19 protein-coding genes are annotated in these 19,106 nt (G+C 66.9%); 18 read left to right on the plus strand and 1 reads right to left on the minus strand.

Annotation, left to right across the window (positions count from 1 at the left end):
- From nuoH to ACW172_RS17260, 18 genes are all read left to right on the plus strand, one after another.
- Positions 1 to 1,071 (plus strand): NADH-quinone oxidoreductase subunit NuoH, encoded by a 1,071-nt coding sequence (nuoH, locus tag ACW172_RS17175; RefSeq protein ID WP_492035004.1) that lies wholly within the window; start codon positions 1 to 3, stop codon positions 1,069 to 1,071.
- Positions 1,071 to 1,289 (plus strand): hypothetical protein, encoded by a 219-nt coding sequence (locus ACW172_RS17180; RefSeq protein ID WP_492032646.1) that lies wholly within the window; start codon positions 1,071 to 1,073, stop codon positions 1,287 to 1,289. Before nuoH ends, ACW172_RS17180 begins: the two co-directional genes overlap by 1 nt.
- Entirely contained in the window at positions 1,286 to 1,777 is a 492-nt protein-coding gene (gene nuoI, locus ACW172_RS17185) for an NADH-quinone oxidoreductase subunit NuoI (protein WP_492032647.1), read from the plus strand. The genes ACW172_RS17180 and nuoI overlap by 4 nt, the downstream gene beginning before the upstream one ends.
- 72 nt (positions 1,778 to 1,849) lie before the next feature.
- A complete protein-coding gene (locus tag ACW172_RS17190; protein WP_492032648.1) occupies positions 1,850 to 2,476 on the plus strand; it encodes an NADH-quinone oxidoreductase subunit J in 627 nt (208 codons plus the stop codon).
- The gene (gene nuoK, locus ACW172_RS17195; RefSeq protein WP_492032649.1) at positions 2,476 to 2,781 is read left to right on the plus strand and encodes an NADH-quinone oxidoreductase subunit NuoK; all 306 of its coding nucleotides are present in this window, start codon (positions 2,476 to 2,478) and stop codon (positions 2,779 to 2,781) included. Before ACW172_RS17190 ends, nuoK begins: the two co-directional genes overlap by 1 nt.
- A gap of 8 nt (positions 2,782 to 2,789) precedes the next feature.
- The gene (gene nuoL, locus ACW172_RS17200) at positions 2,790 to 4,886 is read left to right on the plus strand and encodes an NADH-quinone oxidoreductase subunit L (RefSeq protein ID WP_492035005.1); all 2,097 of its coding nucleotides are present in this window, start codon (positions 2,790 to 2,792) and stop codon (positions 4,884 to 4,886) included.
- Positions 4,883 to 6,373: an NADH-quinone oxidoreductase subunit M gene (locus ACW172_RS17205; protein WP_492035006.1), complete on the plus strand. Its 1,491-nt coding sequence runs from the start codon at positions 4,883 to 4,885 to the stop codon at positions 6,371 to 6,373. Before nuoL ends, ACW172_RS17205 begins: the two co-directional genes overlap by 4 nt.
- Positions 6,374 to 6,380: 7 nt before the next feature.
- On the plus strand, positions 6,381 to 7,826 hold the full coding sequence (gene nuoN, locus ACW172_RS17210; protein WP_492032650.1) for an NADH-quinone oxidoreductase subunit NuoN: 1,446 nt from the start codon (positions 6,381 to 6,383) through the stop codon (positions 7,824 to 7,826).
- Between the two features lie 124 nt (positions 7,827 to 7,950).
- Positions 7,951 to 8,721, plus strand: a complete 771-nt coding sequence (locus ACW172_RS17215; RefSeq protein WP_492032651.1) for a biotin--[acetyl-CoA-carboxylase] ligase — start codon at positions 7,951 to 7,953, stop codon at positions 8,719 to 8,721.
- Positions 8,718 to 9,497 carry a type III pantothenate kinase gene (locus tag ACW172_RS17220; protein ID WP_492035007.1) on the plus strand — a complete coding sequence of 260 codons (780 nt, stop codon included), beginning with the start codon at positions 8,718 to 8,720 and terminating at the stop codon, positions 9,495 to 9,497. Before ACW172_RS17215 ends, ACW172_RS17220 begins: the two co-directional genes overlap by 4 nt.
- Entirely contained in the window at positions 9,498 to 11,174 is a 1,677-nt protein-coding gene (locus tag ACW172_RS17225) for a ribonuclease J (RefSeq protein WP_492032652.1), read from the plus strand.
- Positions 11,175 to 11,237: 63 nt separating this feature from the next.
- Positions 11,238 to 11,498, plus strand: coding sequence for a hypothetical protein (locus tag ACW172_RS17230; protein ID WP_492032653.1), 261 nt, complete (start codon positions 11,238 to 11,240; stop codon positions 11,496 to 11,498).
- Complete coding sequence (locus ACW172_RS17235; RefSeq protein WP_492032654.1) at positions 11,498 to 11,749, plus strand: DUF1467 family protein; 252 nt, start codon at positions 11,498 to 11,500, stop codon at positions 11,747 to 11,749. The genes ACW172_RS17230 and ACW172_RS17235 overlap by 1 nt, the downstream gene beginning before the upstream one ends.
- A gap of 78 nt (positions 11,750 to 11,827) precedes the next feature.
- Complete coding sequence (proS, locus tag ACW172_RS17240; RefSeq protein WP_492032655.1) at positions 11,828 to 13,141, plus strand: proline--tRNA ligase; 1,314 nt, start codon at positions 11,828 to 11,830, stop codon at positions 13,139 to 13,141.
- On the plus strand, positions 13,138 to 14,442 hold the full coding sequence (locus ACW172_RS17245) for a lipoprotein-releasing ABC transporter permease subunit (RefSeq protein ID WP_492032656.1): 1,305 nt from the start codon (positions 13,138 to 13,140) through the stop codon (positions 14,440 to 14,442). Before proS ends, ACW172_RS17245 begins: the two co-directional genes overlap by 4 nt.
- On the plus strand, positions 14,435 to 15,136 hold the full coding sequence (locus tag ACW172_RS17250) for an ABC transporter ATP-binding protein (protein WP_492032657.1): 702 nt from the start codon (positions 14,435 to 14,437) through the stop codon (positions 15,134 to 15,136). Before ACW172_RS17245 ends, ACW172_RS17250 begins: the two co-directional genes overlap by 8 nt.
- Positions 15,137 to 15,148: 12 nt before the next feature.
- On the plus strand, positions 15,149 to 15,565 hold the full coding sequence (locus tag ACW172_RS17255; RefSeq protein WP_492032658.1) for a tetratricopeptide repeat protein: 417 nt from the start codon (positions 15,149 to 15,151) through the stop codon (positions 15,563 to 15,565).
- Positions 15,566 to 15,651: 86 nt separating this feature from the next.
- The gene (locus ACW172_RS17260; protein WP_492032659.1) at positions 15,652 to 17,019 is read left to right on the plus strand and encodes an MATE family efflux transporter; all 1,368 of its coding nucleotides are present in this window, start codon (positions 15,652 to 15,654) and stop codon (positions 17,017 to 17,019) included.
- Here ACW172_RS17260 and parE read toward each other — a convergent pair.
- Positions 17,016 to 18,950: a DNA topoisomerase IV subunit B gene (gene parE / locus ACW172_RS17265; protein ID WP_492035008.1), complete on the minus strand. Its 1,935-nt coding sequence runs from the start codon at positions 18,948 to 18,950 to the stop codon at positions 17,016 to 17,018. The genes ACW172_RS17260 and parE overlap by 4 nt on opposite strands.
- Positions 18,951 to 19,106 lie beyond the last annotated feature (156 nt).

Genomic DNA, 19,106 nt, shown 5'->3' on the forward strand with positions numbered 1-19,106 from the left:
ATGTCTTTCTGGAGCACCCCTCTCGGCTGGTTCCTGGCCACCACGGGCGCCGTGCTGCTCGTCACCGTCGCCGTGCTGATCGCCGTCGCCTTCCTGCTGCTCGCCGACCGCAAGATCTGGGCGGGCATCCAGATGCGCAAGGGCCCCAACGTCGTGGGTCCGTTCGGCCTGCTGCAGTCCTTCGCGGACATGATCAAATTCGTCCTGAAGGAAGTGGTCGTCCCGGCGGGCGCCGACAAGGCGGTCTTCCTGCTGGCCCCGATCATCACCGTGATCACCGCCTTCATCACCTGGGCGGTCATGCCCTTCGCCCCGGGCTGGGTCATCTCCGACCTGAACGTCGGCATCCTGTACATCTTCGCCATCTCGTCGCTGGGCGTGTACGGCATCATCATGGGCGGCTGGGCTTCGAACTCGAAGTATCCGTTCCTCGGCTCGCTGCGCTCGGCGGCCCAGATGGTCTCCTATGAGGTCTCCATCGGCCTGGTGATCATCAACGTCATCCTGCTGGCCGGCACCATGAACCTGACCGGCATCGTGACCGCTCAGGACGGCTGGTTCTGGAACTGGTTCGCCTTCGGCGGCGGGGCAGGGACCTGGCCGACCATCGTGATCATGTTCCCGATGATGATCGTCTTCTTCGTCTCGGCCCTGGCCGAGACCAACCGCCCGCCGTTCGACCTTCCCGAGGCCGAGTCCGAGCTGGTCGCCGGCTATCAGGTCGAATATTCCTCGACCCCGTACCTGCTCTTCATGATGGGCGAGTACGTCAACATCATCTTCATGTGCGCCATGATCTCGCTGCTGTTCTTCGGCGGCTGGAACCCGGGCTTCGACGTCGAGCTGATCGGCCTCAGCCAATGGCCGGTGTGGATCGCCAACCTCTTCTACCTGCTGGTCTTCGCGGTGAAGATCGTCTTCTGGTTCTTCATGTTCGCCGTGGTGAAGGGCTTCGTGCCCCGCTACCGCTACGACCAGCTGATGCGTCTGGGCTGGAAGATCTTCCTGCCGACCTCGCTGGTCGCCGTGGTCGGCGTCTCGGCCTGGCGCGTCTTCGCGGTGGGGGCCTGATGCGCATGGCCGCCGCCATCCTTCTCGCCGCCGCTACCGGGGCCTGCAGCTTCCCGCAGCCCTATGAGGCCGATCCGACCTCGGTCTACGGCTGGCAGCGCCGTCAGGACGACATCCAGCGCCGTGAAGACGAGCGCCAGCGCCTGTGCGCCATCATGAACAAGGACAGCGATCGCTACAAACGCGACTGCACCCGTCCGGGAGACCCCATCCGATGATCGACCGCCTGATCCAGACCGCGAAGGGCGCGCTGCTCCTCGACGCCGTCGGCGCCGTCGGCCTGACGGTGCGCGAGATGTTCCGTCCCAAGATGACGGTCAACTATCCGTTCGAGCGCAACCCGCAGTCGCCCCGCTTCCGCGGCGAGCACGCCCTGCGCCGCTACGCCAACGGCGAGGAACGCTGCATCGCCTGCAAGCTGTGCGAGGCCATCTGCCCCGCCCAGGCCATCACCATCGAGGCCGAACCGCGCGCCGACGGCAGCCGCCGCACGACCCGCTACGACATCGACATGGTCAAATGCATCTACTGCGGCCTGTGCCAGGAGGCCTGCCCGGTGGACGCCATCGTCGAGGGACCGAACTCCGAGTTCGCGACCGAGACGCGTGAGGAACTCTATTTCGACAAGCAACGCCTGCTCGAAAACGGCGACCGCTGGGAACGGCAGATCGCGAAGAATCTGGAACTCGACGCGCCTTATCGCTAAGGCGCATCTCGCTTAAACGGAGCCGCGATTCACGGATCGCGGTTCAGGACGAAAAGGGGCGCTGGGCCCATCATGCTGCAAGGCATTGCCTTCTATCTGCTGGCGACGGTCACCGTGGTCTCGGGCCTTCTGGTCGTGACCATGAAGAATCCCGTGCACAGCGTGCTCTTCCTCATCCTGGCCTTCTTCTCGGCCGCGGGGCTGTTCGTCCTGCTGGGCGCCGAGTTCCTGGCCATGCTGCTGGTCGTGGTCTACGTCGGCGCGGTGGCGGTGCTGTTCCTGTTCGTCGTCATGATGCTGGACGTCGACTTCGTCGGCCTGCGCGAGGGCTTCACCCGTTACATGCCGCTGGCGATCATCGTCGCGACCATCCTGCTGATCGAGATGATCCTGATCACCGCCAAGGTCGTGACCGGCGGGGCAGGGGCCACGGCGACGGCGGTTGCGGTCGCCACCCCGGACGCCTCGAACATCGAGACCATCGGCCGGGTGCTCTACACCGACTACGTCTACTTCTTCCAGGCCGCGGGCATCGTGCTGCTGATCGCCATGATCGGCGCCATCGTCCTGACCCTGCGCCACAAGCCCGGCGTTCGCCGTCAGAAGATCCACGATCAGGTCACGCGCAACGCCAAGACCGCCATCGAGATCAAGGGCGCCGTCTCCGGCGCGGGCCTGAACCCCGAGGAGCTTCGCTGATGATCGGCCTGCACGCCTATCTCGTGGTCGCCGCCATGCTGTTCACCATCGGGGTGTTCGGCATCTTCGTGAACCGCAAGAATGTCATCATCATCCTGATGTCGGTCGAGCTGATCCTGCTCGCCGTAAACATCAACTTCGTCGCCTTCTCGACCTATCTGCACGATGTGCAGGGGCAGATTATGGCGATGTTCGTCCTGACGGTCGCCGCCGCGGAGGCCGCCGTCGGCCTCGCCATCCTGGTGACCTTCTTCCGTAACCGCGGCGACATCGCCGTGGACGACGCCTCGGTCATGAAGGGCTGATCGTGAACCTGCACTTGCTCGTCACTCTCGGCGTTTTCGCCCCGCTTCTGGGCGCCGCCATCGCCGGCTTCTTCGGCCGCCGCATCGGGAACATCCCGTCGCAGGCGGTCACGACCGGTCTGCTGTTCTTCGCCTGCGCCGTGGCCTGGACCGTCTTCGGCCAGTGGACCTGGGGCGGCCTCGAGCCCTTCACCGTCAAGATCGCGCCCTTCATCACCGTGGGCGACTTCAAGTCGGTCTGGTCGATCCGCATCGACGCCCTGTCGGCGACCATGCTGATCGTGGTGACCAGCGTCTCGTCGCTCGTCCACCTCTACAGCTGGGGCTATATGTCGGAAGACGACAGCCGCCCGCGCTTCTTTGCCTATCTGTCGCTGTTCACCTTCGCCATGTTGGCGCTGGTCACCGCCGCCGACTTCATGCAGCTGTTCTTCGGCTGGGAAGGGGTGGGCCTGGCCTCCTATCTGCTGATCGGCTTCTGGTTCAAGAAGCCCAGCGCCTCGGCCGCCGCCATCAAGGCCTTCGTCGTCAACCGCGTCGGCGACTTCGGCTTCGCGCTCGGCATCATCACCGTCTTCTGGATGTTCGGCACGATCAACTTCGCCGAGCTGTTCCCGATGATCGCCTCGAAGGCCGGCACCACCTGGGAGTTCCTGGGCCATGACTGGTCGGCGATCGACCTGGCCGCCTTCCTCCTGTTCATCGGCGCCATGGGCAAGTCGGCGCAGTTCTTCCTGCACACCTGGCTTCCGGACGCCATGGAAGGCCCGACGCCTGTGTCGGCCCTGATCCACGCGGCGACCATGGTCACCGCCGGCGTCTATATGGTCTGCCTGCTGTCGCCGATCTTCGAATACGCCCCGACCGCCTCGCTGATCGTGGCCATCGTCGGCGCCATCACGGCCCTGTTCGCCGCGACCGTCGGCATGATGCAGAACGACATCAAGCGGGTCATCGCCTACTCGACCTGTTCGCAGCTGGGCTACATGTTCTTCGCCGCCGGCGTCGGCGCCTACCAGGGCGCCATGTTCCACCTGTTCACGCACGCCTTCTTCAAGGCCCTGCTGTTCCTGGGCGCCGGTTCGGTGATCCACGGCATGCATCACGAGCAGGACATGCGGAAGATGGGCGGCCTGTGGAAGCTGCTGCCGATCACCTATGCCGTCATGGTCATCGGCACGATCGCCATCACCGGTCTGGGCATTCCGGAAGTGGGCGGCTTCGCCGGCTTCTATTCGAAGGACTCGATCATCGAGAGCGCCTTCGCCGCGGCCTCCAGCGGTCACTCGCCGGCCGGCTATTTCGCCTTCTTCATCGGCATCATGGCCGCCGGTCTGACCAGCTACTATTCGTGGCGTCTGATCTTCATGACCTTCCACAACAAGCCCCAGTGGACGGAAGAGGCCCTGGCCGCGCACGCGCATGACGACCATGCGGACGATCACGCCTCGCACGCCCAGATCGAGACCCACTCCGAGCCGGAGGGTCACGACGCCCATGACGATCACGCGCACGACGACCACCACCACGGCCCGCTGCATCCGCACGAGAGCCCCTGGGTCATGGTCGTGCCGCTGCTGCTGCTGTCGGTCGGCGCCGTCTTCGCCGGTATGGTCTTCGCCCCGAACTTCATCGGTCACGGCGAGCACGAGTTCTGGCGTGGAGCCATCTTCACCGGCGCCCACAACCACGTCCTGCACGAGAGCCACGAGGTTCCGATGTGGGTGAAGCTGTCGCCGCTGGTCCTGACCGTTCTGGGCGCCCTGATCGCCTTCTGGATCTACGTCCTCAAGGAAGGCGTCGCGAAGTTCTGGGCCGAGCAGAAGAGCCCCGTCTGGGCGTTCCTCTACAACAAATGGTACTTCGACGAGCTGTATGACGCCGTCTTCGTGAAGGGCGCCAAGGCGATCGGCGACGTCTTCTGGAAGATCGGCGACGTGAAGATCATCGACGGCCTGGGCCCCAACGGCGCGGCCTGGTCCTCGCTCAAGTCCGCCGGCTGGCTGTCGAAGTTCCAGTCGGGGTACGTCTACTACTATGCGTTCGTGATGTTGGTCGGTGTCGCCGGCTTCCTCGCCTTCGCTCTCTATGCGTTCGGAGGCTGACCGTGCCCGCAATCCTGAGCATCGTCACCTTCCTGCCGCTCGTCGGGGCCCTCGTGCTCCTGGCCGCGCGGTTCACGCAGAAGTCCGCCGAGGCCGCGGCGCCGCTGGCGCGCTGGATCGCCCTGATCACGACCCTGGCCGTCTTCGCGGTCTCGATCGTGCTGGTCTTCCAGTTCGACCCGTCGAACACCGCCTATCAGTTCGTCGAGATGCACCAGTGGTTCGCGGGCGCCAGCTATCACCTGGGCGTCGACGGGATCTCGATCCTGTTCGTCCTGCTGACGGCCTTCCTGCTGCCGATCTGCATCGTGGCCAGCTGGAAGTCGATCGAGACGCGCGTCGTCGAATATATGATCGCCTTCCTGATCCTGGAGACCCTGGTCATCGGCGTGTTCACCGCCCTGGACCTGTTCCTCTTCTACATCTTCTTCGAGGGCACCCTGGTCCCGATGTTCCTGATCATCGGCATCTGGGGCGGGGCGAACCGGATCTACGCCTCGTACAAATTCTTCCTCTACACCCTGCTGGGGTCGGTGCTGATGCTGCTGGCCATGCTGTGGATGGCCTACTACGCCGGCACCACCAGCATTCCGGAGCTGAAGACCTTCCACTTCCCGGCCGAGTTCCAGCCGCTGCTGTGGCTCGCCTTCTTCGCCTCCTTCGCGGTGAAGATGCCGATGTGGCCGGTGCACACCTGGCTGCCCGACGCCCACGTCCAGGCGCCCACGGCGGGTTCGGTCATCCTGGCCGGCATCCTGCTGAAGCTGGGCGGTTACGGTTTCATCCTGTTCAACGTGCCGATGTTCCCCATCGCGTCGCAGATGTTCCAGCCGTTCGTGATGACCCTGTCGGTCATCGCCATCGTCTACACCTCGCTGGTCGCCTTCCGTCAGACCGACATCAAGAAGCTGATCGCCTATTCGTCGGTCGCCCACATGGGCTTCGTGACCATGGGCATCTTCGCCGGCAACGCCCAGGGCCTGCAGGGCGCCGTCTTCCAGATGCTGAGCCACGGCCTGATCTCGGGCGCGCTCTTCCTCTGCGTCGGCGTGGTCTATGACCGGATGCACACCCGCGAGATCAGCTTCTACGGCGGCCTGACCTCGCGCATGCCCTGGTACGCGGCCATCTTCCTGATGTTCACCATGGCCAACGTCGGCCTGCCGGGCACCTCGGGCTTCGTCGGCGAAATCCTGACCATGACCGGCGGCTACCAGGCAGCGACCTGGGTGGCCTTCGTCGCCGCCTCGGGCGTGATCTTCTCGGCCGTCTACGCCCTGACGCTCTACCGCAACGTCATGTTCGGCGAGATCGTCAATCCGGCGCTGGCGACCATCAAGGACATCGACATGCGCGAGCTGGCGATCTTCGTCCCGCTGATCATCGGCACCATCTGGCTGGGCGTGCAGCCCGACCTGGTGCTCAACTATACCGCCGCCTCCGTCGACGCCGTCGTCGGCGCGTACCGTGCCGCGATCGGTGGGTGAGATCCTGATGCCTGACCTTTCCTCCGCCCTTCATCTCGCCGCGCCGGAGCTGACGCTCGCCATCGGCGGTCTGGTCCTGCTCGTGCTCGGCGCCTTCATCGGCGAGAAGAGCGCGCGCCTGATCTCGATCCTGTCGGTCGCCCTGCTGATCGCCGCCTCGGCCGTCGCCGCCACCGGCCCGCTGGGCGCGGCCTTCCACGGCGCCCTGGTCGCTGACCCCCTGGCCGTCTACGCCAAGGTCGTCATCTATCTGTCGGGCGCGGTCGCCGTGATCCTCGGCGGCGGCTGGATGCAGCGCGCGAAGATCGCCAAGTTCGAGTTCCCGATCCTGATCGTCCTGGCCTCGGTCGGGATGAGCATGATGGCCTCTTCGGGCGACCTGATCTCGCTCTACGTCGGCATCGAGCTGCACTCGCTGGCCCTGTATGTCCTCGCCGCCTTCCACCGCGACGACCTCAAGGCCTCGGAAGCCGGTCTGAAGTATTTCGTCCTCGGCGCCCTGTCGTCGGGCCTGCTGCTGTACGGCGCCAGCCTGATCTACGGCTTCACCGGCTCGATGCGCTTCGAGGACATCGCCCCCGTCGCCTCGGGCGACCACGTCGGCGCCGGCCTGATCTTCGGCCTGGTCTTCCTGATCTCGGGTCTGGCCTTCAAGGTCTCGGCCGCGCCGTTCCACATGTGGACGCCCGATGTCTACGAGGGCGCCCCGACCCCGGTCGTCGCCCTGTTCGCCACGGCCCCCAAGGTCGCGGCCATGGTCCTGATCGTCCGCGTTCTGGACGGCGCCTTCCTCGGCATCCACGGCCAGTGGGCCCAGGTGCTGGTGCTGATCTCGCTGATCTCGTTCGCCGTCGGTTCGTTCGGCGGTCTGGCCCAGAAGGACATCCAGCGCCTGCTGGCCTATTCCTCGATCATCAACATCGGCTACGCCATCCTCGGCATCGCGGCGGGCACGACCGTCGGCGTCCAGGCCATGCTGATGTTCATGACGCTGTACGTCATCGACCAGTTCGGCTTCTTCTCGATCATTCTGTCGCTCGGCAAGGGCGGCAAGCCGATCCGCCAGATCTCCGATCTCGCCGGCCTGAAGAAGACCCGGCCGGTCACGGCGGTGGCGATCACCGTCCTGTCCCTGTCGGTTCTGGGCATGCCCCCGTTCTCGGGCTTCTGGGGCAAGTACTATGTGTTCGGCGCGGCCGCGAGCGCGGGCTACTGGATGGTGGCGGCGGCGGGCCTGGTGGCCTCCGTCGTGGCGGCCTTCTACTATCTGCGCATCATCAAGCTGATGTGGTTCGACGCCCCGCTGGACGACGTCGCCACCGACGCCGCCCCGGTGGAATCGCAGTGGATCGGCTGGGCCTGCGCGGCCTTCTCCTTCCCGCTGGTCATCGTCGGCCTGACCTTCCTCGAACCCCTGACGAAGGCCGCCGCCGCGGGCTTCGGGGCGGGCTAGAGCATGATCCCGAAAAGTGTCCGCGGTTTTCGGGCGAGATCATGCTCCAGCATCTTCCTGGAGCCCGATTCACGGCATCAGCGGAACCGCGTAGCGGTTCCTCCTCAGCCGATCGGGCTCTAAGGTGGGTTCGCCGGTCGGCGCGCCGATCCTGCTGCTCGAAGAGACCGACTCCACCAACGCCGAGGCCCGTCGCCGGGCCGAGGCGGGCGAGGCCGGCCCGCTCTGGATCGTCGCCCGCCGCCAGTCGGCCGGGCGCGGCCGGCGCGGCCGCGAGTGGGTCTCCGAGACCGGCAACCTGTATGCGACCCTGCTGACCACCACCCGCAAGACCCCGGCCGAAGCGGCCCAGGTCACCTTCGTCGCCGCGCTCGCCGCCGCCGATCTGGTCTGCGAACTGGTGCCGCCGTCGCTGGTGACGATCAAATGGCCCAATGACGTGATGGTCGAGGCCGACAAACTGGTCGGCATCCTGGTCGAGTCCGGTCCCCATGCGGACGGCGGCCTGTGGCTGGCCGTCGGCATCGGCGTCAACCTGACCGAGGCCCCGTCCGGCACCGAGCGCCCGGCCACCGCCGTCGCCGCCCATCTGAAGGCCGAAGTCCACGCCGCCCCGCGTATCGAGATCGCGGCCGAGATCCTGGCCGGCCATTTCGCCATCTGGATGGAGCGCTGGGAGACCCTGGGCTTCCAGCCGGTTCTCGACGCCTGGATCGCCCGCACCCGCGGCCTCGACGGCCCCTGCGTCGCCCGTCTGGGCCATGAAACGCTGGAAGGCATGGCCGAGGGGGTCGAGGCCGACGGCGCCCTGCGCCTGCGCCTGCCCGACGGTCATCTGCGCCTGATCTCGGCCGGAGACGTCTTCTTCGGCGTGAATGGGAAAGGGCAGGGCTGATGCTGCTGGCCATCGAACAGGGCAACACCAATACGCTCTTCGCCATCCACGACGGCGAGGCGTGGATCGCCCAGTGGCGCACGGCGACCGAGGCCAACCGCACGGCCGACGAATACGCCGTCTGGCTGAGCCAGCTGCTGCACATGCACGCCCTGTCGTTCGACGACCTGACGGGCTGCATCATCTCCAGCGTTGTGCCCCAGTCGATCTTCAACCTGCGCAACCTGTCGCGCCGCTACATGAACGCCGAGCCGCTGGTTATCGGCGAGAACGCCAGGCTGGGCATCGAGGTGCGGATCACCAAGCCGGCCGAGGCGGGCGCCGACCGTCTGGTCAACGCCATCGGGGCGCATCTGGTCTATCCGGGCGACCTGCTCTTGATCGACAGCGGCACCGCCACCACCTTTGACATCGTCTCGGCCGACGGCGCCTTCGAAGGCGGCCTGATCGCGCCGGGCATCAATCTGTCGCTGCAGGCCCTGCACGAGGCCGCGGCGAAACTGCCCCGCATCGCCATCCAGCGACCGGAGCGGGTGATCGGCAAGGACACGGTCGCCGCCATGCAATCGGGCGTTTTCTGGGGCTATATCGCCCTCATCGAGGGACTGGTGTCCCGCATCAAGGCCGAGTGGGGCGCACCGATGACGGTCGTCGGCACCGGCGGCGTCGCCTCCCTGTTCGAGGGCGCCACAACAGCAATTGACCGGTTCGATCCGGACCTGACCATCCGCGGCCTGCTGGAAATCTGGCGCCGCAATACTGATTTGAAAGACTGAATGAAAAAATCCGCAAACGACGAACTCGTCTTCCTGCCGCTGGGCGGCTCGAACGAGATCGGCATGAACCTCAACTGCTACGGCTATGGGCCGGAGCATAATCGCCAATGGATCATCGCCGACGTCGGCGTGACCTTCGGCGACCCCTCGACGCCCGGCATCGACGTGATCGTGCCCGATCCCGCCTTCCTCGAGGGCGAGAAGATCAAGGGCATTGTCCTGACCCACGCGCATGAGGACCATATCGGCGCCCTCGGCTGGCTGTGGACCCGGATGAAGGCGCCGCTCTACGCCACGCCCTTCACCGCCTTCCTGATCCGCGAGAAACTGCGCGAGGCGGGCATTCTGGATCAGGTGAAGATCCATGAGGTGCCGCTGGGCGGGACCATCGACCTGGGCGCCTTCCAGGTGACGATGATCACCATGACGCATTCGATCGCCGAGCCGAACGGCCTGGCCATCCGCACGCCGCTGGGCACGGTGTTCCACACCGGCGACTGGAAGATCGATGACGGCCCCGTGGTCGGCGAGGTCACCGACGCCAAGGCCATCACCGACCTCGGCGACGAGGGCGTGCTGGCCATGGTCTGCGACAGCACCAACGTCTTCTCCGAAGGCTCGGCCGGGTCCGAGACCGGCGTCGCCGAAGAGCTGGACAAGCTGATCGGAAGCCTGAAGCACGGCCGCATCGCGGTCGGCTGTTTCGCGTCGAACGTCGCGCGCATGGACAGCGTCATCCGCGCCGCCGAGAAGCATGGCCGCCGGATCTTCCTGGCCGGCCGCTCGATGAACCGCATCACCGCCGCCGCCAAACACGTCGGCATGCTGTCGGACGTGAAGAAATTCCTGTCGGACGAGGAAGCCCGCGTCTGGCCCGCCGACCAGATCCTGTATCTGTGCACCGGCAGCCAGGGCGAACAGAACGCGGCGCTCGCTCGCGTCGCCTCGGGGACGCACCCGACGGTCAAGCTGGGCCGCGGCGACCACTGCATCTTCTCGGCCCGCGTCATTCCCGGCAACGAGCTGGCCATCGGCCGGCTGCAGGACCGTCTCGCCGAGCGCGGCGTGCGCCTCTACACCGAGAAGGACCACCCCGGCATCCACGTCTCGGGCCACCCCTGCCGTGACGAGCTGCGCCAGATGTACGCCTGGGCCCGGCCGAAGATCGCCGTCCCGACCCACGGAATGCGCCGCCACATCGCCGAACACGCCCTGCTGGCGACCGAGCTGGGCGTTCCCGAGACCGTCACCCCACGCAACGGCGACATGGTGCGTCTGGCCCCCGGGCCGGCGGCCATCATCGACGAGGTGCCGAACGGCCGCCTGTTCGTCGACGGCGGCATGCTGGTGCCCGAACAGGGCGAGGCCCTGCGCGAACGCCGCCACGCCTCGACCAACGGGGTGATCGTGGTCTCCTTCGCCATGGACCGGCGCGGCAAGATCGTCTCGGACATCGACGTGCGCGGCATCGGCCTGCCGGGCGACGAGGAAAGCCCGCTGGGCGACGCTCTGGACGAACTGGCCGAACGCGCCGAACAGGCGATCAACAGCCTGAAGGGGGACGCGCGCGAGGACGACATGGTCGTCGAACAGGCCGTGGCCCGGGTCCTCAAGAAGGCCTCGCAGCAGATCTGGGACCGCCGTCCCATCGTCGAGACGGTGATCCTGCGTCTCTGAACGTGATTTGCGCTTCGAGGGGCGCGGCGTAAGGTCGCGCCCTGAAGTGGGGGGAGTTTCACCATGTCCGTTCGCGGCGCGACCGTTCTCGTCTTCGCGGCCCTGACCGTCGCGGGCCTGTCCGCCTGCCATGACGGCGCGGGCAAGCGCACCGAGACGACCCAGATCCGCATCACCGGCACCCCCAAGGCCGGTCATGTCGCCCCCGCCCGCCATGAGGCGGGCAAGCCCGCCGACACGGCGACCCCCGCCGCCGGCGCCGGTGCTGGCTCGAAGGGACGAAGCGGGGTAGGGGCTGAACCGACCGCCTCCCAGGAGTCCTGATGCCCATCGGCCCGATCACCATGACCGCCATCTTCCTCACCATCTGGTGGACGGTGCTGTTCGTGGTCCTGCCTCTGGGGATGACCGAGGAAGATCAGGCCCCGCCGACCGACGGCGGCCAGTGGGGCGCGCCGAAGACGCCCAACCTCAAGAAGAAGTTCATCACCACCACCTGGATCTCGGTCCTCGTCTGGGGTGTGACGATGGTCATCATCTTCACCGGCTGGCTGCCACTGCCGAAACTCGGCTGAAGAACCGACGGGTTCGCCTAGCTTTTGCCCTGCCGTCCCGGCTAAAGCTCAGGTCTGACTGACCACGCGGATTCTGCCATGCGCCTGTCGCGCTATTTCCTGCCCACGCTCAAAGAAGCGCCCTCCGACGCCCAGATCGTCTCGCACCAGCTGATGCTGCGGGCGGGCATGATCAAACAGGAGGCCGCCGGCATCTACGCCTGGCTGCCGCTGGGCCTGCGCGTCCTGAACCGGATCGAGCAGATCGTGCGCGAGGAGCAGGAGCGGGCGGGCGCCGTCGAGCTGCTGATGCCGACGCTCCAGTTGGCCGACCTGTGGCGCGAGTCCGGCCGCTACGACGCCTATGGCCCCGAGATGCTGCGCATCACCGACCGCCACGAGCGCGAGCTGCTCTACGGACCGACCAATGAGGAGATGGTCACCGACATCTTCCGCGGCTTCGTGAAATCCTACAAACAGCTGCCGCTGAACCTGTTCCACATCCAGTGGAAGTTCCGCGACGAGCGCCGCCCGCGTTTCGGCGTCATGCGCGGCCGCGAGTTCCTGATGAAGGACGCCTATTCGTTCGACATCGACGAGGCCTCGGCCCGCAAGGCCTATAACCGCATGTTCGCGGCCTATCTGAACACCTTCGCCCGCATGGGTCTGAAGGCTGTGCCGATGCGCGCCGACACCGGCCCGATCGGCGGTGACCTGAGCCACGAGTTCATCGTCCTGGCCGACACGGGCGAAAGCCAGGTCTTCTGCGACAAGCGTCTGGTCGAGATGGCGCCTCCGGGCAACGACGTCGACTGGAACGACCTGCAGTATGTCTTCGACGAGCGCACGGCCCTCTATGCCGCCACCGAGGAAATGCACGACGCCGCCGCCTTCGAGGCCGGCACGCCCGAAGAGAACCGCCTGACCGCCCGCGGCATCGAGGTCGGCCACATCTTCTACTTCGGCACCAAATACTCGGCCCCGATGAAGGCCAGGGTCGCCGGACCGGACGGCAAGGACACCGAGGTCCATATGGGCTCCTACGGCGTCGGCGTGTCGCGTTTGCTGGGCGCGATCATCGAGGCCAGCCACGACGAGGGCGGCATCATCTGGCCCGACGCCGTCGCGCCCTTCGACGTGGTCGTGATCAATCTGCGCGTCTCCGACGAAGGCGTGAACGCCGCCTGCGAGGAGGCCGTCGCCAAGCTCGAGGCCTCGGGCAAGGACGTCCTCTATGACGACACCGACGAGCGTCCGGGCGGCAAGTTCGCCACGGCCGACCTGATCGGCGTGCCCTGGCAGCTGACCATCGGGCCCAAGGGTCTGGCCGACGGCGTCGTCGAGCTGAAGCGCCGCGCCACCGGCGAGAAGCAGACCGTGTCCCTGGCCCAGGCGCTGGAGATCATCGGTTGAGCGACGTTTCGGCTGACCTGAAGCCGGTGAAGCCCGCCGGGCCGTTTTCGGCCTGGGAGTTCGCCCTCGCGTTCCGCTACCTGCGGCCCAAGCGCAAGGAAGGCTGGGTGGCCTTCATCGCCATCATCAGCTTCCTGTCGACCATGGCCTCGGTCTTCGCCCTGATCGTGACGCTCAGCATCATGTCGGGCTTCCGGTCGGAGCTGCTCAACCGGATGCTCAGCTTCAACGGCCATATGTACGTCCAGGGTCAGGTGCTCAACGCGCCCGACCGGGAACAGGCCCTCGCCCGCATCAAGGCCGTGCCCGGGGTGGTCAGCGCCGATCCGCTGGTCGAGACGCAAGCGCTCGTTCAGGGCGGCGGCCAGACGACGGGCGCGATCATCCGCGGGCTCAAGCCGTCCGACCTGTCGTCGATGAACTATGTCTACCGGAGCCTCTCGCCCGAGGCCCGCGCGGCCTTCGGCAAGGGCGCCTACGGCGGCGACCGGGTGCTGGTCGGCCAGTCGCTGCTGGACCAGCTGGGCCTGCGCGTCGGCGATCCCATCACCATCTTCTCGCCCTCGGGCGCCGACAGCGCCTTCGGCAACCTCGGCGGCCTGTCCAAGACCTATTACGTCGGCGGCGCCTATTCCTCGGGCACGGCCGACTACGACCGCGCCTTCATCTTCATGCCGCTGGAACAGGCCCAGCTCTTCTTCGGCAAGGAAGGCGTCTGGGACGTCATCGAGCTGAAGGTCGCCAACCCCGATCAGGTCCAGACCTATATCGAGCCGGTGCGCGAAGCCGCAGGTCGGGGCTCGGCCGTCACCGACTGGACCGTGCGTCTGGCCGCTTTCTGGGGCGCGCTGAAGGTCGAGCGGGTGGCCATGAGCATCATCCTGGCCCAGCTCGGCATCATGGCCGCGCTCAACATCATCGTCGGCATCGTCATGCTGGTGAAGAACAAGACCAAGGACATCGCCATCCTGAGGACCGTCGGTTCGACCCAGTCGTCGATCCTGCGCATCTTCTTCCTGGCGGGGATGATGATCGGGGTGACCGGTCTGGTCGTCGGCCTGGTGCTGGGCCTCGTCTTCTGCCTGAACATCGGCGCGATCCAGCACTTCATCGAAGGCGTCACCGGGGTCCAACTGTTCAACGCCGACGTCTATATGCTGGACGCCATCCCGGCCAAGGTCGACCCGGCCGACGTGATCTGGATCTCCGGCTGGTCCCTGTTCCTGTCCTGCATCGCCAGCCTGGTGCCGTCCTGGATTGCCGCCCGGATCGATCCCATCGAGGCCCTGCGTTATGAGTAGCCCGGTTCTCAGCCTGCGCGGCATCGTCCGCACCTACAAGACCGGTCAGGGCGAGCTGACGGTGCTCAAGGGCGTGGATCTGGATGTCCAGCCGGGCGAGATCGTCGGCCTGATCGGCCCGTCAGGCTCCGGCAAGTCGTCGCTTCTGCACGCCGCCGGCCTGCTGGAGCGCCCGACCGAGGGGCAGGTGATCATCGACGGCGAGGATGTCGGCCAGCTGGACGAGCGGGCCCGCACCCGCATCCGTCTCAGCCGCATCGGCTTCGTCTATCAGTTCCACCACCTGCTGCCCGAGTTCGACGCGCGCGACAACGTGGCCCTGCCGCTGCGCATCGCGGGCCATCCGGAAGCCGCAGCCCGCAAGGCGGCGGAGGCGGCCCTCGGCTCGCTGGGCCTCGCCGAACGCCTCCTGCACCAGCCGGCCCAGATGTCGGGCGGGGAGCAGCAGCGTGTCGCGCTCGCCCGCGCGCTGGCCAACAAGCCGCGCCTGCTGCTGGCCGACGAGCCGACCGGCAACCTCGACCCCGCCACCAGCCAGGCGGTGTTCGAGGCTCTGCACAGACTGGTCAAGGACACCGGCGTCGCCGCCCTGATCGCCACCCACAACATGGAGCTGGCCGGCCATATGGACCGCGTCTTCGCCCTGAAGGACGGCCATCTGGAAGAGCGTCCGGCCGAAAGCCAGACCTACTAGAGGCCTTCAGAAATGACCGAGGCGATCCAGACCCAGCTCGAGATCGCCAGTCAGGCCCGCGCCGACGGCGATCCCGTCGCCGCCCGCAACGGCTATGCCAAGGCGGCCGCCCTGGCGCGCGAGACCGGCCAGCCCCTGTTGCGCGCCTTCGCCCTGCGCCACCTGTCGGACATCGACCGCGAGGCCGATCGCCCGGACGCGGCCCTGGCCCATGCCGAACAGGCGCTGGCCCTGTACCGCCGTCACGGGCAAGAGGCCTCGCTGGACGCCGCCAACGCCCTGCGCCTGATGGCCCTCGCCCTCGAAGGCCTGCGCCGCCCGCCCGCCGCCGCCAAGGCCTGGACCGAAGCCCGCGCCCTCTATGTCGCGCTCGGCATCGAAACCGGGGTGGAGGAGAGCGACGTCCATCTCGCCGAGATGACTGACTGACATCCAGGGCGTTTGACGGCTCCATTATACCCGGGTAAATCCATCTCCGCCAAACCGTGCTATGAGAGCCTGAGGGGGAGACGATCATGCAGCACGACCTGACACAGGGTTCGATCACCGGCCGGCTTGTGGGCATGGCCGCCTTCATCGGCATGGGGCTGCTGTTCCAGACGCTGTATTTCCTCGTCGACCTCTATTTCGTCGCCGGCATCGGGGCCTCGGCCATCGCGGGCGTGGGGCTGGCGGGCAACGCCTTCTTCCTGTGCATGGCGGCGTCGCAGATGGTCGGCGTCGGCGCCCTCAGCCTGATCGCCCGGGCCATCGGGGCGAAGACCTTCGATCAGGCGGACGGGGTCTATCGTCAGGCCATGGTCATCGGTCTCGGCCTGACCGTCATCACCCTGGTCGCCGGCTACGCCCTGGCCCACGCCGGCCTTCATCTGCTCGCGGCGGATGAGGCGACGGCCTCAATGGGCGTGGCCTATCTCTACGGCTTCCTGCCGGGCCTCGCGCTGATGTTCCCGACCAACGCCATGGGCTCGGCCCTCAGGGCCGCGGGGGTGGTCAGGCCCACCATGATGATCCAGACGGTCTCGGTCCTGATCAACGTCGTCCTCGCCCCCGTCCTGATCGCCGGCTGGGGCACGGGCCATCCGCTGGGCGTCTTCGGCGCGGGTCTGGCCAGCTCCATCGCCTCCATCGTCGGCTTCGTCTGGACGGTGTGGATCTTCGGCCGGTGCCAGACGATCATCGCCAATCCGCTGAAGCTGCCGCGTCCCGACTTCGCGATCTGGCGGAAGATCGTCGGCGTCGGCCTGCCGTCGGCGGCGGAGTTCCTGCTGATGTTCATCACCGCGGGCGTCGTCTACGGCGTCATCCGCCACTTCGGCCCCGAGGCCCAGGCCGGCTATGGCGTTGGTTCGCGCGTGATGCAGGCGGTCTTCCTGCCGGCCATGGCGGTGTCCTTCGCCGTGGCCCCGGTCGCGGGTCAGAATTTCGGCGCCGGCCGCGCCGACCGGGTGCGCCGCACAGTTCGCGACGCCGCCGTCCTTTCCACCGGCCTGATGCTGGCCCTGACCGCGCTCTGCCACATCCGGCCCGACCTGATGATCGGCGCCTTCGCCCACGATCCGAAGGTGATCGAGATCGGCTCGACCTTCCTCAAGATCATCTCCCTGAACTTCATCGCCACCGGCCTGATCTTCACGGCTTCCGGGACCTTCCAGGCGCTTGGCGACACCCGTCCGGCCCTGTTCGGCAGCGTCTCGCGCCTGATCACCTTCGCCGGCCCGGCCATCTGGCTTTCGACCCAGCCCTGGGCGCGGCTTGAGCACGTCTGGATGCTGTCGGCCGCTTCGGTTTTCGTCCACATGCTGATCGCGCTCTTCTTCCTGCGCCGCGAACTGGCGCGGAAGCTGGCGGGGCTCATGCCGCGCGAGACGGTTCCGGCCTAGACGTCCAGATCAGCCACCGCGAACTGGGCGTTGTCCTGGATGAAGCGGAAGCGGGCGTCGGCCTTCTTGCCCATCAGCCGCTCGACCAGATCCTCGATCTCGTCCTCGCTCTCGGGGACGGTGACGCGGGCCAGGGTGCGCTTCTTCGGATCCATGGTGGTCTCCTTCAGCTGGGAGGCCATCATCTCGCCCAGACCCTTGAACCGGCCGATCTCGACCTTCTTGTTCTTGAAGGTGGTCGCCATCAGCTCGTCGCGGTGCGCGTCGTCGCGGGCATAGTCCGACAGCGGGCCCGCGCTGATCCGGTAGAGCGGCGGCAGGGCCATATAGAGCCGACCCTGACGGATCACCTCGGGCATGGAGCGGTAGAAGAAGGTGATCAGCAGGGCCGCGATGTGGGCGCCGTCGACGTCGGCGTCCGTCATGATCACGACCCGCTCGTAGCGCAGCTGATCGATGTCGAAGCGCGGTCCGGGCGTGACGCCGAGCGCCAGCGTCAGGTCCGACAGTTCGATGTTCTGGCGCAGCTTGTCGGCGGTCGCCGAGGCGACGTTCAGGATCTTGCCGCGCAGGGGCAGGATGGCCTGGGTCGTCCGGTCGCGCGCCTGTTTGGCCGAGCCGCCGGCCGAGTCGCCCTCGACGATGAACAGTTCGGTGCCGTTGGCCGACTGCCGCGAACAGTCCGACAGCTTGCCGGGCAGGCGCAGCTTGCGGGTCGCGGCGGCGCGCTGGACGTCCTTGTCCTTGCGGCGGCGCAGACGGTCCTCGGCGCGGTCGATGACGAAGCCCAGCAGGGTGTTGGCCTGTTTGGGGCTCTCGGTCAGCCAGTGGTCGATCGGGTCGCGCAGCAGCTGTTCGACCAGCCGCTGGCCCTCGGGCGAGGACAGGCGGTCCTTGGTCTGGCCCTGGAATTCCGGATTGCGGATGAAGACCGAGATCAGGGCGCCGGCGTTGGCGATAACGTCCTCGGCCGTGATCTGGACCGCGCGCTTCTCGTTGGTCAGCTCGCCATAGGCCTTCAGGCCCTTGACCAGGGCGGCGCGGAAGCCGGCCTCGTGGGTGCCGCCGTCGGGTGTCGAGACGGTATTACAATAGGACTGGACGAAGCCGTCGGCCTCGCCGAAGCCGATCGGCGACCAGGTCACGGCCCATTCCACCGCGCCGGCCTCGCCCTTGCGCTCGACCCGGCCCGAGAAGGTCGGGGTGACCGTCTCCAGCTCGCCGATCCGCTCGGCCAGGGCGTCGGCCAGACCGCCGGGGAAGTGCAGCAGGGCGCTGGTCGGGGTCGCGTCGGTGATCCGCTCGGGCGCGCAGGTCCATTTGATCTCGACGCCGCGGAACAGATAGGCCTTGGACCGCGCCATGCGGAACAGGCGCGCGGGCTTGAACGCCGCGCCGACGCCGAAGATCTCCGCATCCGGATGGAAGCGGATCAGGGTGCCCTTCTTCTTCGAGGGCTGGATCTGGGCGATGGGCCCAAGCGGAATGCCGCGCGAGAAGGACTGTTTCCACTCGAAGCCGTCGCGCCAGACGGTGACGTCGAGCAGGTCCGACAGGGCGTTGACGACCGAGACGCCGACGCCGTGCAGACCGCCCGAGGTCTCATAGGCCTTGCCCGAGAACTTGCCGCCCGAGTGCAGCACGGTCATGACGACTTCCAGCGCCGACTTGCCCGGATGCTTGGGGTGGGGATCGACCGGAATGCCGCGCCCGTCGTCCTTGACCGACAGCACGCCGTCGGCGTCCAGATCGACGGTGATCAGCTTGGCGTGGCGGGCCACGGCCTCGTCCATCGCGTTGTCGAGCACTTCGGCGAACAGGTGGTGCAGGGCCCGCTCGTCGGTGCCGCCGATATACATGCCCGGGCGTTTGCGCACCGGCTCCAGCCCCTCCAGCACCTCGATGGAGGAGGCCGAGTAGTTGCCGGGCATGGGCGGCGGCGCAGGCGGCAGGGACGGCTTCGCAGGCTCGGCGGGCGCGGTCTTCGCTTCGGGCGTCGGCGCGGGTTCGCTCGCCTCTACCGGAGCGGGCCCGGATTCAGGCGTGGGCGCGGGGGCAGCGGCCGGTTTCGGCGGCTGCGGTTGGTC

This window comes from Brevundimonas sp. ALps5, from assembly GCF_058681645.1.

Coding starts and splice junctions, on each gene's coding strand:
- parE (WP_492035008.1), bottom strand. CDS start 18,950: ATGCCCGGCAACTACTCGGCCTCCTCCATCGAGGTGCTGGAGGGGCTG.
- ACW172_RS17180 (WP_492032646.1), top strand. CDS start 1,071: ATGCGCATGGCCGCCGCCATCCTTCTCGCCGCCGCTACCGGGGCCTGC.
- nuoN (WP_492032650.1), top strand. CDS start 6,381: ATGCCTGACCTTTCCTCCGCCCTTCATCTCGCCGCGCCGGAGCTGACG.
- proS (WP_492032655.1), top strand. CDS start 11,828: ATGCGCCTGTCGCGCTATTTCCTGCCCACGCTCAAAGAAGCGCCCTCC.
- ACW172_RS17260 (WP_492032659.1), top strand. CDS start 15,652: ATGCAGCACGACCTGACACAGGGTTCGATCACCGGCCGGCTTGTGGGC.
- ACW172_RS17190 (WP_492032648.1), top strand. CDS start 1,850: ATGCTGCAAGGCATTGCCTTCTATCTGCTGGCGACGGTCACCGTGGTC.
- nuoH (WP_492035004.1), top strand. CDS start 1: ATGTCTTTCTGGAGCACCCCTCTCGGCTGGTTCCTGGCCACCACGGGC.
- nuoK (WP_492032649.1), top strand. CDS start 2,476: ATGATCGGCCTGCACGCCTATCTCGTGGTCGCCGCCATGCTGTTCACC.
- ACW172_RS17255 (WP_492032658.1), top strand. CDS start 15,149: ATGACCGAGGCGATCCAGACCCAGCTCGAGATCGCCAGTCAGGCCCGC.
- nuoI (WP_492032647.1), top strand. CDS start 1,286: ATGATCGACCGCCTGATCCAGACCGCGAAGGGCGCGCTGCTCCTCGAC.
- ACW172_RS17225 (WP_492032652.1), top strand. CDS start 9,498: ATGAAAAAATCCGCAAACGACGAACTCGTCTTCCTGCCGCTGGGCGGC.
- ACW172_RS17230 (WP_492032653.1), top strand. CDS start 11,238: ATGTCCGTTCGCGGCGCGACCGTTCTCGTCTTCGCGGCCCTGACCGTC.
- ACW172_RS17250 (WP_492032657.1), top strand. CDS start 14,435: ATGAGTAGCCCGGTTCTCAGCCTGCGCGGCATCGTCCGCACCTACAAG.
- ACW172_RS17235 (WP_492032654.1), top strand. CDS start 11,498: ATGCCCATCGGCCCGATCACCATGACCGCCATCTTCCTCACCATCTGG.